General features: G+C 39.2%; 16 protein-coding genes. 11 read left to right on the top strand and 5 right to left on the bottom strand.

Annotated elements, in window-relative coordinates:
* Positions 1-177: 177 nt before the first annotated feature.
* Both R2Q80_RS18165 and R2Q80_RS18160 read right to left on the bottom strand, forming a co-directional pair.
* On the bottom strand, positions 178-1707 hold the full coding sequence (locus R2Q80_RS18165; RefSeq protein WP_316800964.1) for a SulP family inorganic anion transporter: 1530 nt from the start codon (positions 1705-1707) through the stop codon (positions 178-180).
* 215 nt (positions 1708-1922) lie between these two features.
* Entirely contained in the window at positions 1923-2570 is a 648-nt protein-coding gene (locus tag R2Q80_RS18160; RefSeq protein ID WP_316800963.1) for a DUF1349 domain-containing protein, read from the bottom strand.
* A 97-nt stretch (positions 2571-2667) separates the two neighbouring features.
* On the opposite strand from R2Q80_RS18160, the gene R2Q80_RS18155 reads away from it, so the two are divergent.
* The gene (locus R2Q80_RS18155; RefSeq protein WP_316800962.1) at positions 2668-3420 is read left to right on the top strand and encodes a response regulator transcription factor; all 753 of its coding nucleotides are present in this window, start codon (positions 2668-2670) and stop codon (positions 3418-3420) included.
* Here the strand turns inward: R2Q80_RS18155 and R2Q80_RS18150 are convergent.
* Both R2Q80_RS18150 and R2Q80_RS18145 read right to left on the bottom strand, forming a co-directional pair.
* On the bottom strand, positions 3417-4283 hold the full coding sequence (locus R2Q80_RS18150; protein ID WP_316800961.1) for a DUF808 domain-containing protein: 867 nt from the start codon (positions 4281-4283) through the stop codon (positions 3417-3419). The two genes, R2Q80_RS18155 and R2Q80_RS18150, sit on opposite strands and share 4 nt — an antisense overlap.
* Positions 4284-4440: 157 nt before the next feature.
* Positions 4441-4983 carry a hypothetical protein gene (locus tag R2Q80_RS18145; RefSeq protein WP_316800960.1) on the bottom strand — a complete coding sequence of 181 codons (543 nt, stop codon included), beginning with the start codon at positions 4981-4983 and terminating at the stop codon, positions 4441-4443.
* Between the two features lie 273 nt (positions 4984-5256).
* On the opposite strand from R2Q80_RS18145, the gene hemW reads away from it, so the two are divergent.
* The 6 genes from hemW (at position 5257) to R2Q80_RS18115 (ending at position 10825) form a co-directional block, all read left to right on the top strand.
* Positions 5257-6384, top strand: coding sequence for a radical SAM family heme chaperone HemW (gene hemW, locus R2Q80_RS18140; protein ID WP_316800959.1), 1128 nt, complete (start codon positions 5257-5259; stop codon positions 6382-6384).
* 42 nt (positions 6385-6426) lie between these two features.
* A complete protein-coding gene (locus R2Q80_RS18135) occupies positions 6427-7209 on the top strand; it encodes an SDR family oxidoreductase (RefSeq protein WP_316800958.1) in 783 nt (260 codons plus the stop codon).
* 167 nt (positions 7210-7376) lie between these two features.
* On the top strand, positions 7377-7928 hold the full coding sequence (locus tag R2Q80_RS18130) for a fasciclin domain-containing protein (RefSeq protein WP_047798926.1): 552 nt from the start codon (positions 7377-7379) through the stop codon (positions 7926-7928).
* A gap of 352 nt (positions 7929-8280) precedes the next feature.
* Positions 8281-9066, top strand: coding sequence for a DUF3050 domain-containing protein (locus R2Q80_RS18125; RefSeq protein ID WP_316800957.1), 786 nt, complete (start codon positions 8281-8283; stop codon positions 9064-9066).
* 129 nt (positions 9067-9195) lie between these two features.
* Positions 9196-10074, top strand: coding sequence for a cupin-like domain-containing protein (locus R2Q80_RS18120; protein WP_047798928.1), 879 nt, complete (start codon positions 9196-9198; stop codon positions 10072-10074).
* Between the two features lie 136 nt (positions 10075-10210).
* On the top strand, positions 10211-10825 hold the full coding sequence (locus R2Q80_RS18115) for a sugar O-acetyltransferase (RefSeq protein ID WP_316800956.1): 615 nt from the start codon (positions 10211-10213) through the stop codon (positions 10823-10825).
* Between the two features lie 42 nt (positions 10826-10867).
* Here the strand turns inward: R2Q80_RS18115 and R2Q80_RS18110 are convergent, their stop codons facing one another.
* Positions 10868-11293: a YybH family protein gene (locus R2Q80_RS18110; protein ID WP_316800955.1), complete on the bottom strand. Its 426-nt coding sequence runs from the start codon at positions 11291-11293 to the stop codon at positions 10868-10870.
* Positions 11294-11381: 88 nt separating this feature from the next.
* Here R2Q80_RS18110 and R2Q80_RS18105 point away from each other — a divergent pair, with 88 nt between their 5' ends.
* The 4 genes from R2Q80_RS18105 to R2Q80_RS18090 all read left to right on the top strand — a co-directional run bounded on the left by R2Q80_RS18105 (position 11382) and on the right by R2Q80_RS18090 (position 16349).
* Entirely contained in the window at positions 11382-12266 is an 885-nt protein-coding gene (locus R2Q80_RS18105; protein WP_316800954.1) for a carbohydrate kinase, read from the top strand.
* A gap of 125 nt (positions 12267-12391) precedes the next feature.
* On the top strand, positions 12392-13489 hold the full coding sequence (locus tag R2Q80_RS18100; RefSeq protein WP_316800953.1) for a vWA domain-containing protein: 1098 nt from the start codon (positions 12392-12394) through the stop codon (positions 13487-13489).
* 41 nt (positions 13490-13530) lie between these two features.
* Positions 13531-15018: a sigma 54-interacting transcriptional regulator gene (locus R2Q80_RS18095; RefSeq protein ID WP_316800952.1), complete on the top strand. Its 1488-nt coding sequence runs from the start codon at positions 13531-13533 to the stop codon at positions 15016-15018.
* A gap of 86 nt (positions 15019-15104) precedes the next feature.
* Complete coding sequence (locus tag R2Q80_RS18090; protein WP_316800951.1) at positions 15105-16349, top strand: metallophosphoesterase; 1245 nt, start codon at positions 15105-15107, stop codon at positions 16347-16349.
* Positions 16350-16389: the final 40 nt, after the last annotated feature.

Raw genomic sequence — 16389 nt, 5'->3', positions numbered from 1 at the left:
TATTTAATGAATTTTTGGCACATAATTTCACAGTTTTCAAAGGATTGAAATGTGTTTTTAAGCAACTTTTGAAGCTCGGATACAATTAATTACGATATATCGTAACCTAAGTTCCGGCAATGCTGAGGAGAATTATTAATGCTTGACAATGAAGCAATAACATATTCTGATCTGGTTTTACAAGGTATTTTTACCAGATGAATTTTCAATTATGTTTACCGTTATAATATCAATTGCATCACCAAGCAGACGCCGGCTTTCTGGACTTAAGGATTGGAGATGAATTTTTTTGTTCAGCGTTCCATATTTTTCTGTTAGCCGGTGAAGTGCATCGATACCGGACATATCATAGACACTGCTATTTTTGAAATCTATTATAACGACAGCACTATCGCCCTGCGCATCGAAAAGATCCATGAAATGACTCACCGACCCGAAAAATAAAGGCCCGGAAACTTGATAGATCGTAACTCCATTTTGATCAACACTTTTACTAGCGCGGATTTGCTTAGCACTTTCCCATGCAAATACCAAAGCGGAAATGATTACCCCAATTAATACAGCCAGGGCAAGATTATGCAACCAGATCGTAATCAGGGCAACAGAAATCCCAATAAATATATCTTGTTTTGGCATTTTATTAATTACCTTAAAGCTCATCCATTCAAATGTTCCTATCGCAACCATCATCATCACGCCTACAAGTGCAGCCATAGGAACCCTGTCGATTACAGGCGCACCCACGAGTATGATAAGAAGAATTGTTAAAGCAGCTATAACTGCAGACAATCTGGCTCTTGCGCCCGCCGATAGATTGACAAGTGTTTGAGCAATCATTGGGCAGCCGCCCATTCCAGTAAAAAAACCATTGGTTAAATTAGCAATCCCCTGGGCTATGCTTTCGCGGTTTCCATTACCCTTACTATCGGTAATCTCATCAACCAAATTCAGGGTAAGCAGACCTTCGGTCAATCCTACACCTGCCATAATGAGTGAATACGGAAATATGACTTTCAACATATCGAGTGTGAGCGGCACGTGAGGGATATGAAATGGAGGGAACCCACCACTAACAGACGAGATATCCCTCACCAACTTAGTTGGTATATTAAAAATCAAAACCAACACAAAAACTACAATGATAGCAACTAAGGAAGAGGGAATGGCTTTGGTTATTTTAGGAAGAAGTATCACAATAGCAATGGTTAATGCCACCAGGAAAAGCATGATGTAAAGCGGCATTCCGGTAATCCAGGCCTCACTTCCATTAACAACTGACTTAAATTGGGTGAGCTGTGAGGTGAAGATGATGACTGCTAACCCGTTAACGAAACCAAACATAACAGGCTGTGGAACTAATCGGACAAATTTCCCAAGCTTAAACAGTCCTACAAGTATCTGAACTAAACCCGCTAGTGCAACTGCAGCAAATACATATTCCAGCCCATTACTTTTCATCAATGCAATAAGCACAATTACTGTTGCACCAGCTCCACCTGAAACCAGACCCGGCCTGCCGCCAAGTACCGCAGTAATCAGCCCCATAATAAATGCAGCATACAAACCAGTTAGCGGTGGAAAACCTGCAAGAATGGCGAAAGACAATGATTCAGGAATCATGGTCATTGCAACGGTGAGGCCTGCCAGCACTTCTGTTTTATAGTTCACTTTTTTTGATAAATCAAAGAGCTGCAGATAGGGCTTCATATTATATTTTAGTTTACCTGCAAATATCATATTTTACAGTGATAAGTGCTTTAACAAATCAATGGATAACATTAAAAATACCAACGCAGCTAATTGGCCTTATAGAAAAATCAGGCAACTTAAACACAGCACAAACAGAAGCCTTACTCACGAGCATGAGCAAGGCTTTTTGTCAACAATTAAAAAATTATATGAGGCGATAATTGAAGCTTGATTTACTGATGTGCTTTAAGCCATTCCAACCTCCGCTGATCGGGAAGGTGTTCAACCTTAAATTTTTCGAATCGGGCTTCAAAACCATTTCCATCCGGACTTGCCGCCATTAGCCCCACCATCACCGGCGAATTATCCTCTAAGGGAGCATTGCGGGTCATCACATAGGTTTTATCATCCAAAGAATAAAAAATCTCCACTGCATCAAGTCGACGTATCACTTTAATCCAAATGAAAGGAGGAACCCGATCTAAAGTAAGTACGCTCCAGTCGCTTTTATCATGAGTCACTACAGTACTTACATTAAATTTTCCATCAACAAACTCAACACCGGTTTTAATGTAATTTTTATGATCAGCACGGATCATTAATCCCATCTGATCGAAACGGGCCTTGTAGGCACCAGTAAGTTTAACCTTCACCTCAAACTCCCCGCCGTAATTTGAATACAAAAAGGGCGCGTCATCTACTGTAAATCCGTAATGTGAAATGCGCCAATAATCACTATTAGGCGTAACCTGCATCACTAAGCTGTTATTCTTAATTTCCCATTTTGCGGGCTCATTAAACCACTGCATTTTCTCCAGTGTCTGTGCATTCAATGTATTCAGATTAAGCAACAGGATTAAGCAAAAAAATAATCTTTTCATTATATATTCCGATAGAAGTTTAATTAAGTTCGCAAAGTTATTTACCTGTTCTGTTTCATTCAATGGTTATAAATAACCATTACAATTGCTGCCCGAAATGCGAAACCTGCTCGACATAAAACTATTTTCTCAACCATTTGAAAGCGACCGTAATCAGGAAATACAGCTTGAATACGGAAAGCTAATTGCAGGAATGTATGCCAGAATGGAAAATAGCATTAGTGTTTTAAGTGACATGAAAGCCAGAAAAAGCTATATCTACTATGCTCCGGTTGCTGATGAACTGGGGTTGCATAAACGTGAAACAGAAATCAATTCTATCTGGGAAGATGAGCTGCTCAATAAAATCCACCCCGATGATTTGTTAAAAAAATACCAACTCGAATTTCAGTTTTTTCAAATGTTGAATTCCATGCCGGTTAATGAAAGAGTAAGCTTTGAGTTGATTACGCGTTTGAGGATTAAAAATAAAAAGGATCAGTATATCGCGCTAAAACACCGCCTCTTGTACATTGGAAATGCCAGTGATGGCAGCATATGGCTGGCACTTTGCCTTTATAATTTCATTCCTGACCATCCCGATTTTGTGGTTCCGCACGGGATAATACTAAACAAGAAAACAGGAGAAATTATCGACCAAAATGAAAATCGTTTCAACACAATATTATCGGTAAGGGAAAAAGAAATCATAAAACTCATTAGTACAGGCAAAAGAAGCAAAGAGATTGCCGAAAAATTAGATTTAAGTATTAATACCGTTAATCGTCACCGGCAAAATATATTTGTTAAGCTTGGTGTAACCAATGTAATAGAGGCCTGCAGGATAGCTGCAAATACAGGAATAATCTAGCGTTTGACCAAAGCCACTAGTTTTGTCAGACCTGAAAATATTGGAACAGCCACTAAACCGGCCACCAACCCCACACCAAACTCTTTAATAATGGACGGAAAATCAGGAAGAAAATGATGAAAAAACTCAATGTTATGTACAAATATTCCACCTCCAACTAAAATTAAAGCGATTGTACCTACTACCCCTAGTATTCTGATAATTACTGGTAGGGCTTTGATTAAAAAATTCCCTAAATAGGACAAGAAACCTTTTTTACCTGAGCTTTTAAGTAATTTGTACCCAGCATCATCCATCCGCACAATAAGGGCAACAATGCCATATACACCAACAGTAGCCAATAGTGCCACCACAGAAACTGTTATGATTTGTATAGTAAGGCTTTTATCTAAAACGGTCCCTAAGGCAATAATCACAATTTCAATAGATAAGATAAAATCAGTGGTAACAGCAGATTTTACTTTACTTTTCTCAGCAGCCTCTCCCTCTTCCACTACCTCTTCTGTATGTTCTTCACCACCCTTTGACCGGTGAAATAAAAATTCAATTATTTTTTCCACCCCCTCATAGGCGAGATAAAAACCTCCTAAAATCAAAATAACTTTTATGGCAACAGGAAAGAATGCATTTAGCAAGAGGGCGATGGGTACAATGATCAATTTGTTCAGTAACGATCCTTTGGTAATGGCCCAAAGAACAGGCAACTCCCTCGAGGCCAAAAAACCTGTAGCCTTCTCCGCATTTACGGCCAAGTCATCTCCTAATATGCCTGCTGTTTTACGTGTAGCAATCTTACTCGCAACTGCTACATCATCCATCAAAGAAGCAATATCATCTAATATTGCAAAAAAACCTGAAGCCATCCTTATCTAATTTGATGGCGCAAAATAGAAATTCGATTCCGGATTCGTAGGTAGATCCTGTTTATTTTTTTTTTAAAACCTTTTGCTACTAAAGGGATGATAATACGAACGGCTCCTGAACTAAATTCAAAAGCCGCCCGGATAAATATTATTACCATTAGTGTCGCCCTTTTTTGTCATTGTGGTTGCCTTGATCTCTGTCAGGGCGATTATTTTTTTGACCATTATTGCCTTTCGAAACCTGATTTGGTCTTGCACCAGCTGATGGCCTGTTATTCCGCGGAGTATTTCGGTTGCCACCGCTGGTATATCTCGAATCTCTGCTATCACGAATAACTGGTTGTTTAGCTTTATAATTTTTAAACTTACCATATTGTGTAATGTGCTTATTATGCGATAAATAAGGTTTTGGCGTATTCATTACAACTTTGTAACCGTTGTACAAATCATAGTTGGCATATCTTGGCGGCAAACTATTTCTCCATACCCATGCACCATTATCTTCGTAAACATATTGTCTGCTTGGTACATAGTAATAAGCATCAATATCAGGCAAATAGTAATAATCAACGTGATCATAACCAGTGGGCCCCCAATTTGGCTGTTGGCCAATATTTATACTTAAACTAACCTGAGCTTTCGTTGGCATGCTGCTAATGGAAGCTACTCCCAATAAAACAGCGAATATCATTCTTTTCATTTTCATTGTGTTTACACAACAAGTCCAATTTAGAGACCAAAATCTCCGGGCAAGCCAGGAATGAGACTAATGGAAGAAGTGTAACGACGAAAGAACGAAATGTGTCGACCAAGAATGAGGTATTTAAACCCAGATCCTGATCTCAAAAAAAACTACTGAATAAATTTTAATACAATCTCCTAATTCCACTTACCTTTGTAACTTCAATATTAACTACACTGGCAAATGAAAATGATATTTTAGAAACATCATTTAAATATTAATTACCGATCCATGTCTGGCATTTACATCCATATCCCTTTTTGCAAAAAGGCTTGTCACTATTGCGATTTTCATTTCAGCACCTCATTAAAATACGCGGATGAAATGGTAGACGCCATTTGTAAAGAGATTAAGATGAAAAAAGACCGGATTGCAGGCCAGGTTGGTTCCATCTATCTTGGGGGTGGAACACCTTCAATCCTTTCTCAACAGCATCTGCAGAAAATATTTGATTCGATTAACCATACCTTTTCGGTTGATTCAAACGCCGAGATTACCATCGAAACTAATCCAGATGATTTAACCGCTGAAAAGATCAGGGAACTTAAGCAACTCCCCGTTAACCGGTTTAGTGTCGGTATTCAGTCTTTTTTCAATGAAGACCTGATCTGGATGAATAGGGCGCACAATGCAACCGAAGCTGAAGATTGCATCAAAAGAAGTCAGGATGCGGGTTTTGAAAACTTAACACTCGACCTGATTTATGGCTATCCTTTGTTAACAGATCAAAAATGGCTGAGCAATATCGCAAAGGGAGTCAGCCTTCAGGTTCCCCATATTTCGGCTTATGCACTTACTGTAGAGCCCCGAACAGCCCTGGCACACGCCATCAAAAATAAAAAGCAAACTCCGGTAAACGATACTCAATCTGCTGAGCAGTTTGTCAATTTAATGGAGAAACTTAACGAAGCAGGCTTTGAGCATTACGAAATCTCTAATTTCGCAAAACCGAAAGCCCGAGCCGTGCATAATACAAATTACTGGAAAGGTATTGACTATATTGGAATTGGCCCTTCAGCCCACGGGTTTGACGGCAGAAACAGATACATGAATCCAGCCAACAATGCCCAATACCTGAGTGATCTTAACGGAAATAAGCTCCCGGAAATAGTCGAAGTATTAACTGTAAACGACCGTTTTAATGAATATGTGATGACATCCCTGAGAACAATCTGGGGCATCAACCTTGATAAAATCGAAACTGATTTTGGAAAAGACTTTCTGGAAGAAACCTTACATAATCTTAGCCATTTTGAAGGTAAAGATTGGTTAGTCAAAACACAAAATAATATAAGGCTAAGCCATAGTGGAAAACTCTTTGCAGACCATATCGCATCCGAACTGTTCATCATTGATTAACCAGAAATATGTTATCATTCAAAAATTCAATAACTGAATAGTATGTCTAAAATCATCTGGATTACAGGAGCATCGTCCGGCATTGGAGAAGCCCTGGTTTATAAATATTTTAAAGCCGGAAATAAACTGATCATCTCCGGACGCAACCGTGATGAATTATTTCGTGTTAAAGGAAATTGCCAGAACTCCTTTAACGTACATGTGCTGCCTTTCGATTTGACTGAAATTGATCTTCTGCCTGCAAAGGCAGAAGATGCCATCAGGATATTTGGAAAAATTGACCTGCTGATCAATAGTGGTGGCGTGAGCCAGCGTAGTTTAGCCCTTCAAACAGATTTGAAAATAGAGCAGCAAATTATGAATACCAACTTTTGGGGTACAGTAGGTATAACGAAAGCAGTGGCAGCATCAATGATCAAAAACGGCGGCGGACAAATTGTGATCGTAAGCAGTCTGGTTGGTAAATTTGGCACCCAGCTTCGTTCTGCTTATGCTGCATCTAAACATGCACTTCATGGCTACTTCGATTCCATGCGAAATGAAGTGTACGATAAAAATATTACTATCACAATCATTTGTCCAGGCTTTATTAACACAAATGTTTCTGTTAATGCATTAACCGAAAGGGGCGACAAACAGGGTGTTATGGATGATGCACAAGCTAACGGAATGAGTGCCGAACTTTGTGCCGCTGAAATCATTAAAGCAATTGAAGCAAAAAAGGAAGAGGTTTATATTGGTGGTAAAGAAACTAAAGCAATTTGGTTAAAGCGATTTTTCCCAAAATTATTGTCGAAGAAAATAAGAGAAGCGAGAGTGACTTAAATTCATCAACGTTTAACCACCCTGGTTTAAACATCATTTACAGCAAACACTTAAATTTTAAAAAACTAAATATCAAGCAATTACAAATCATTTTTCTTTTCAGGAAACCGTAGTACTGTAAACCTCCGTAAATGGAATCAAATAACAGAACTTAAAAAAAAGAAATAATGAAAAAGTTAATCCTATCTGTATCTGCCGTAATTGTTATGGCATTTTCAACCCAAGTTTACGCTCAAAAAAACCCGATGGTAGGTGGTGCTGCCATGTATGCAACTAAAGATATTGTAGACAACGCGGTAAATTCAAAAGACCATACAACACTTGTTGCAGCAGTAAAAGCAGCAGGCTTAGTGGAAACACTGAAAGGTGCAGGTCCTTTTACCGTTTTTGCACCTACAAACGCAGCTTTCGATAAACTCCCAGCAGGCACAGTTGACATGCTGGTTAAACCTGAAAGCAAAGCAATGCTGACTAAAATTTTAACTTACCACGTTGTTGCAGGTAAAATGGATAGCAAAGCCATTGCAAAAGCAATCAAAGCTGGTGGTGGTAAAGCAGAACTAACTACTGTTGAAGGCGGTAAACTTTGGGCCTGGATGGAAGGTAAAAAATTAGTTTTAAAAGATGAAAAAGGTGGAATGAGTACAGTAACAATTGCCGACGTTAATCAAAAAAATGGTGTTATCCATGTTGTTGATACCGTTCTCATGCCTAAATAATCAAAAACATAAACTACCTGTGATATTTTAAAACGTTTCCACTCCGTGGAAGCGTTTTTTAAATTTTAAAATTTTTCATTATTTCAAAAACCATAAATTGTCTGTGTTCGTATATTAACCTAAAGCATAGATAATCCTAAGAAAAACATATCACGTCCCAAATGATTCAAATGAACGTTCCCGCAAGTTGTGGGAACGTTTTTTTTAATCACAAACAACGCTATTTGTCAGCTGTGTTTAAAGTTTTAAAATAGATATGTTTAGCAGGTCCTAACTGTTTAATTTTGACGCTCAAATACTAAGTAACAGGAAATTCGGTTGATATAATTAGCCTGCTACAAATCAACAACATATGCATCACAACATCGTAAGGATTAAGCAAAACATTGAGCCTTTAAGGCAACAAATTATTAACCATAAAGTTTATTCCGCCATCAATGAACTTGAGGACCTTCAGGTTTTTATGGAGCATCACATTTATGCCGTTTGGGATTTCATGTCTTTGCTAAAAGCGCTACAGATTAATTTAACCTGCACAACTCTACCCTGGTTTCCAGTGGGCGATGCCGTTACAAGGCAGTTGATCAATGAAATTGTAGCAGGTGAAGAGAGTGATCTGGATACTGATGGAAATGTGAAAAGCCATTTTGAGTTATACCTGGATGCCATGGTACAGTGTGGGGCCAACATAGCGCCAATTAACCATTTCTTGCGATCTTTACAAAATGGCCGCGATTTTGCCATGGCTTTCGAGCTGGCAGATGTTCCACAGGCGGGACGTAATTTCATCAGCTCCACTTTCGAAACTATTAATAGTGGGAAAACACATCTGCAGGCTGCGAGCTTTACTTTCGGACGCGAGGATTTAATTCCTAATATGTTCTTTAGCATGGTGAATGATCTGAACAGCACACAACCTGAAAAAGTATCCATATTCAAATATTACCTTGAACGTCATATTGAAGTTGATGGAGATCACCATAGCCACTTAGCGCTTTCGATGACAGAAAAATTATGCGAGAAAGATGAGCAATTCTGGATTGAGGCCGAAGCAACAACCAAACTTGCACTGCAAAAACGAATCGACCTTTGGGATGCTGCATATGACCAAATTGTAAGCCGAAAGGTGCTGGTTTAGATTAACAAATGGTTAACAAATAGCGAGAGTTAGATTAAGTAATTTGCGTCACTTTTCTTTGCAGTTATATTATTTGTAAAATAAAATTTACACATTTGTTGTTTGGCAACAAATAACCGATTTATTCGCATGAGCTTCATTTTAAAACCTGTTGATATCGTAGAGAATATTACTCCCGAAGATTTCAAAAAGAACTACTTAAAGACTAAAAAACCATTGGTAATCAGAGGCCTTACAAAAGACTGGCCGGCGAGAGAAAAATGGACCACCGAATACTTGAAAGAGGTTGGTGGAGAGTTGGAGGTTCCGCTATACGATAACTCGAAAGCTGATCCGTCAAAGCCTATTAACGCTGCTACGGCGCACATGAAGTTTGGCGATTATTTAGACCTGATCAAACGTGAGCCAACAGAACTGAGGATATTTTTCTTTAATCTTTTCAAAAAAGTTCCTAGTTTAATCAACGATATCAAAATCCCTAAAGATTTAATGGGTGGCTTTATTGAAAGCATGCCTGCCATGTTCTTTGGAGGATCCAACTCAGTAACTTTCTTACATTACGACATCGACTTACCTCATATTTTCCATACACACTTCGGTGGCAGAAAACACATCATCCTTTTCGATTACAAGTGGAAAGACAGATTATATTGTCTGCCTAACGCAACTTATGCTCTGGAAGATTATGATGTCGCCAATCCTGATTTCGAAAAATTCCCTGCGCTGAACGGCGTAGAAGGATATGAGGTTTTTCTGGAACATGGTGATACGTTATTCATGCCTACAGGAATGTGGCACTGGATGAAATATGTTGACGGATCATTCTCATTAAGTCTCAGGGCATGGGATCAGTCCATTAGCCGCAAAGTGGCCAGCGTTTGGAGCTTATTCACACATGGCGCTATTGACAGCTTAATTAAAATGACTTTCAAAGAAAAGTACGCTCACTGGAGAGAGAAGAAAGCAGTTAAAATTGCAGAGAAAGCTCTCGCAAAAGGAAGACCTTAAAATAAATTTCAATAAAGTCCGTTATAGGATTTTGGGGAAAGCAATTTCAGCGGGGAGTCGGGTTTCGATAGCCCCGTTTTTTGTTTTACAACATCTGAGACATTGCCATTCTTATAATCTTTTCTACCTTCGGGTTATGGAAAACGAAATACTTAGCGAGAAACAAAAGATGCTTGCCGGAAAGGCCTACCAGGCGGGCGATGCCGAACTATCCAAAGAAAGACTAAAAGCAAGAGAGGTGGTTTACGAGTTCAATAACCTGGCACCAAAATTCATCAAGCAACGCAAAGAACTTTTAAAGCGGCTATTCGGTAAAACAGAAAAAATGTTTTACATCGAACCCCCATTTCGCTGCGATTACGGTTACAACATTGAAATTGGCGACAATTTTTACGCAAACTTTAATCTGGTTATTTTGGACTGTGCAAAGGTAAGTATCGGAAACAGCGTTTTTATTGCCCCAAACGTAGCAATATACACTGCAGGTCACCCTATACATGCACACCTACGTGATCAGGAGCACGAATGGGCACAGGAAATCACAATAGGAAACAGCGTCTGGATTGGTGGAAACGTAGTCATCAACCCTGGTGTAAAAATAGGTTCAAACGTGGTAATTGGCTCGGGAAGTATAGTTACCAGAGATGTGCCGGATAATGTTTTCGCAGCAGGAAATCCTTGCAGGGTGATCAGGGCAATTACAGACGAAGATAAAGATTACTATTATAAAAACTTTAAGCTGGGAGAATAACCAGCTTAAAATATGTTTTTGTGCCTTTGTTGCCTGGAATTGTTAGCTGGAATGATCTACAAAAATTTTCCACTCTCCCGATATCTTTTTGAATAACAGCGTAAAATATCCCTTAGGTTCATCTTTCTCCCGTTTCAAATGCCAGCTCCCCAATACAAAAGCAACATCCTTATTTAAAAAGTCAACCTTTTTAATTCCAAAAGTTAAAAAACCCATCCCAGCTTTGCCCTGATAAGTTTTTTTATAATTATCCAGTGTTTTTTGCCATCCGTAAGTGGGCCCGCTACCACCAACAAAGAGCAGGCTGTCGCTTTTCACATACCCTTGCATAAAAGCTTCCAGATCGCCTTTATTCCAGTCGCCACGCTGTTTTTCCAATACGTTCAGTATAGCCTGTTTGTCTTTAGCCGTTTGTGCATGAGTTCCAATTGAAACCAGCAGGAAAGCGATAATTAAAAGTCTTTTCATAATATTGATGCCTGATTGTAAAGATATAAAACAAATTATTTCGTTCCATGCATAAAAATTGTTTCTTTACATTTTCAATCTTCATCATATGCAGCATAAAGTAATTACAATTGGCGAGATACTATGGGATGTTTTTCCTGAGGGCAAAAAAGCAGGAGGCTCTAGCATGAATGTAGCTTTGAACCTTCACAAGCAAAGCATCGGAAGTAGTTTCGTTAGTGCCGTTGGGGAGGACGATAACGGAAAAGAGTTGCTGAGCTTTCTGGTAGGTAATCAGTTTAACACTGACTTGGTTCAAATACATCCAACTCTGCCTACCAGTACAGTAGTTGTTCAGCTGGATGAAAATCACCAGGCTACCTATACCATTAAACAGCCGGTAGCATGGGATGATATCGCCGTGAATGATGCAAACGTTCAGGCGGTCAAAGAAGCTGATGCTTTGGTATACTGCAGTTTAACCTGCCGGGAAGAAAAGTCAAGAAACACCATATTTTCATTGCTGGACAGTGCCAAAATAAAAATATTCGATATTAACTTACGGGCACCTTTCTATGAAAAAGAACTGATAGGAAAGTTGCTATCGAAAGCCGATATTTTAAAAATTAATGAAGATGAAATTATTTGGGTGCGCGATAGTTTCCAATTGACAGGCAATGATGAGGAACAAATCCTTAAACAGTTATCAGCTCAGTTTAATATCGACGTCATATGCCTCACCCTGGGCGATAAGGGCGCATGTGTACTGAAGGATGGGAAATTATTCCGTCATTGTGGATATAAAGTTCAGGTTGCCGATACGGTTGGGGCTGGAGATGCCTTCCTGGCTACCTTTACAGCTTGTTATTTACAAGGCTACCCTATGGAAGCAACCCTGGATAATGCTTGCAAAGTTGGTGCATTTGTGGCCTCCCAGGCAGGAGCAAATCCAGACTATAACAAAAAAATTTACCACATGGCATTAGGTAACTGACATTAATTGTTCCTGTTGTTTTACATCCCAGATCTTATGCTCCGCTCTTTGGCCGAAATATGACATCCTGCTTAAATTAGTCAGTTCTCAAACCTTTATCTTTAATTATTCGTTAATACAAATACATGAGAGGTTTTCGTTTTTCTGATTATAAGCCTGGCGATACGCCAAAAGGTGGGTTTGATGAGTTGTTGAAATTATTCAGCGAACTGCTGAACTATACAGCGGGTGATGCAGCGGAGGCTTTAAGCTGGCTGAATGAACTCGATAAACAATACAAATTAACCAATAATGACTATGGCATAGGAAATTTCATTGATGACCTTAAAGACAAAGGTTACCTGACTGAAGACAATAAATCCGGTGAGTTTAAAATAACGGCCAAAACCGAACAAACCATTCGCAAATCTGCGCTGGATGAAATTTTTGGAAAGCTTAAAAAATCTGGCAGAGGAAATCACAACAGCAATCAATCTGGCATTGGTGAAGAAAAAAATGCCGACAGGCGAGAATATAATTTCGGCGATAGTTTAGACCAGATCGACATGACGGCATCCATACAGAATGCTCAGATTAACCATGGCATTGGTGACTTTACGTTAACCGATAGGGATTTAGAAGTCGAAGAGAAAGATTTTAAAACCCTTACCTCCACCGTTTTAATGATTGACATTTCCCATTCGATGATCTTATACGGAGAAGACCGGATTACTCCAGCGAAAAAGGTGGCAATGGCGCTCGCAGAACTCATTAAAACAAAATATCCTAAAGACACATTGGATATTGTGGTTTTTGGTAATGATGCATGGCCAATTACGGTGAAAGATCTCCCTTATCTACAGGTGGGGCCATACCATACCAACACTTTTGCAGGTCTTGAACTGGCTACTGATTTACTACGCCGAAGAAAAACTCATAACAAGCAAATCTTTATGATTACCGATGGGAAACCAACCTGTTTGAAGGAGAATGGGAAGTATTACAAAAACAGTATGGGCCTGGACAGAAAGGTGATTAATAAAACCTTAAATATGGCTGCACAATGTAAGCGACTCAAAATACCCATCACCACTTTCATGATTGCCAAAGATCCATATCTTCAACAGTTCGTCCGACAATTTACTGAGATTAACGGGGGCAGAGCTTTTTACAGTTCACTTAACGGGCTCGGTGAGTATATTTTCGAGGATTACATTAAAAACAGAAGGAAAACAGTGAAATAAAACTTAAGCTCCAACATTTATTCTTTAACCATTTCCCATACATGCAAAATACAACTTTAGGCCAGTTAAAGGCAACAGATTATAAATCGAGAAGCGTCAAAGAAGAGCTTAGAGAGAATCTGATTAAAATACTTCGTGATAAGAAAACACAATTTGAGGGAATTATCGGTTATGATGAAACGGTAATTCCAGAACTGCAAACAGCAATACTTTCCCGGCATAACATTTTGCTTCTTGGCTTACGCGGGCAGGCGAAAACTCGTATAGCCCGCTTAATGGTCAATTTGCTCGATGAATATGTTCCTTATGTGGCAGGTAGCGAGATATTCGATGATCCTTTGAATCCAATTTCATGGTATGCTAAAAATGAAATTGCTAGCAAAGGCGATGAAACTGAGATTGCCTGGTTACACCGCAGCGAACGTTATACAGAAAAACTGGCTACGCCTGATGTTACTGTTGCTGATTTGATTGGCGATGTCGACCCGATTAAAGCTGCTACCTTGAAACTCACTTACAACGATGAACGGGTAATCCATTTTGGTTTAATACCACGTGCTCACCGCAGTATTTTTGTGATTAATGAATTGCCCGATTTGCAGGCCCGTATCCAGGTGGCACTCTTTAATATGCTACAGGAAAAAGATATTCAGATCCGCGGGTTCAAATTACGTTTACCGCTGGATATTCAGTTTGTATTTACCGCAAACCCTGAAGACTATACCAATCGTGGAAGTATTGTGACACCTTTGAAAGACAGGATTGAAAGTCAGATTTTGACGCACTATCCAAAAAGTATTGAAATCTCCCGCAAAATCACTTTTCAGGAAGCTAAACTTACTGCCGAACAGAAAGCAAGCATCGAAGCTGATGGCCTGGTAAAAGATTTAGTAGAGCAAATCGCATTCGAAGCACGTAAAAGTGAATATATCGACCAAAAATCCGGTGTTTCAGCAAGGCTAACCATCTCAGCCTACGAAAATCTAATTAGTACTGCTGAACGCAGAATGCTAATATCGGGCGATAAGAATACATTTGTCCGCTTATCTGACTTAGCCGGTATTATCCCTGCTATCACTGGTAAAATAGAACTGGTTTACGAAGGTGAACTTGAAGGTCCTGCGCATGTAGCTACGACACTGATTGGTAAGGCTGTTAAAACGCTTTTTGCCCGTTACTTCCCGGATCCTGAAAAAGCGAAAAAAAGCAAAACTGCAAACCCTTACACGGAAATTACAGAATGGTTCACAGAGGGAAATAATGTCGACGTTACAGATAGCTTAACCAATGTACAGTACAAAAAAGAACTGATGCTAGTGCCCAGCTTATATGATACCGTTAAAAAATTTCACCCAAAGCTAAGTGAAAATCAGACATTGTTATTGATGGAGTTTGTGTTACATGGACTAGCCGAATATTCTCAGTTGAGTAAAAACTTCTTAAATGGTGGGTTTGGATTTTCAGATATGTTTGGCAGCTTATTCAACGCCGAATTTGATGAAGAGGAGGATGAAGACGACTTCAGATAATTAATAAATTGCACATTTTTTATAGCTTTGATTGATTCTTCGTACGGAGTAAGAATCAATCAAAGCTTTTTATTTACCAAAATCTAATGGGAAGATTACCTTTTATTATTGCCGCCTGTGTCCTCATTACCGCATTCGATGTATATTTCTATAAAGCAATAGTTGCCGTTTTTAAAAAATGGAAACCACTCACAAAAAAAATATTTGCCATTGTTTACTGGAGCTACAGTTTTCTACTCATTATTGGGGTCTTCGCCGGAATTTACCTGAACTTGTTTTTAACACTTAGGGCCATTATTTTAGTCGCTTTCTTTTTAACAGTAGCCTGCAAAATGGCCATGTTGCCTTTTCTGATTCTGGATGATTTACGGAGATTATTCGTCAGGATTTTTAAAAAGAAAGAAGTCATAAAAGATCAACCCGTTAGTGAGGTTGAACCTATTTCACGTTCAGAATTTTTAGTTAAAGCGGGTTTGGTTGCGGCAGCAGTGCCATTAACTTCGCTCAGTTGGGGAATTATTTCTGGCGCTTACGATTACCAGATCAGAAGGGTAAACCTAATCCTTCCAAATTTACCTAAAGCGTTTGACGGGATCACTATGGGGCAGATTTCGGATATCCACTCAGGAAGTTTTTACAATAAAACCGCTGTAAAGGGAGGCGTAGAAATGCTGTTAGCTGAAAAACCAGACTTCATTTTTTTTACGGGAGACCTTGTTAACAATTTGACTAACGAAGTAAGAGACTATCAGGATATTTTCTCAAAAGTAAAAGCGCCGCTTGGTGTATATTCTTCTTTGGGTAACCACGATTATGGAGACTACTATTTTGGAAAAGAATCTTCTCCGGCGAAAGTGAAGAACCTTAAGGATATGGTCGACGTTCACAAGATTATGGGTTACGATTTGCTGATGAACGAAAACAGAAAACTAAAAGTTGACGGAGAAGAAATAGGAATTCTAGGAATCGAGAACTGGGGCATGGGGCGTTTTCCCAAATACGGAAAAATGGAACTGGCAGTACAAAATACGGATGACTTGCCTGTAAAACTATTGCTAAGCCACGACCCCTCTCACTGGCGTGGAGAAGTCTTACAAAAATATCCGCAGATAGACGCCATGTTTAGTGGACACACCCATGGCATGCAGTTTGGTGTTCGTTTGAAAGAATATCAGTGGAGCCCGGTTCAATATATTTACAAAGAGTGGGCAGGCCTTTATCAGGAGCAGCAGCAACAACTTTATGTTAATGTTGGCTATGGCTTCTTGGGCTATCCGGGTAGAGTAGGTATCCTTCCTGAAATAACCATATTTACCCTTAAGCGCGCATAACAAATGAGTGGGTTTTTAAGCGATTGAATGAGTAAATGTT

Origin of the sequence: Pedobacter frigidisoli, from assembly GCF_032678525.1 — a bacterium.
GTDB classification, from domain to species: domain Bacteria; phylum Bacteroidota; class Bacteroidia; order Sphingobacteriales; family Sphingobacteriaceae; genus Pedobacter; species Pedobacter frigidisoli_A.
The sequence above is the reverse complement of the archived record's forward strand: the minus strand, read 5'-3'. Positions and strand labels throughout refer to the sequence as shown.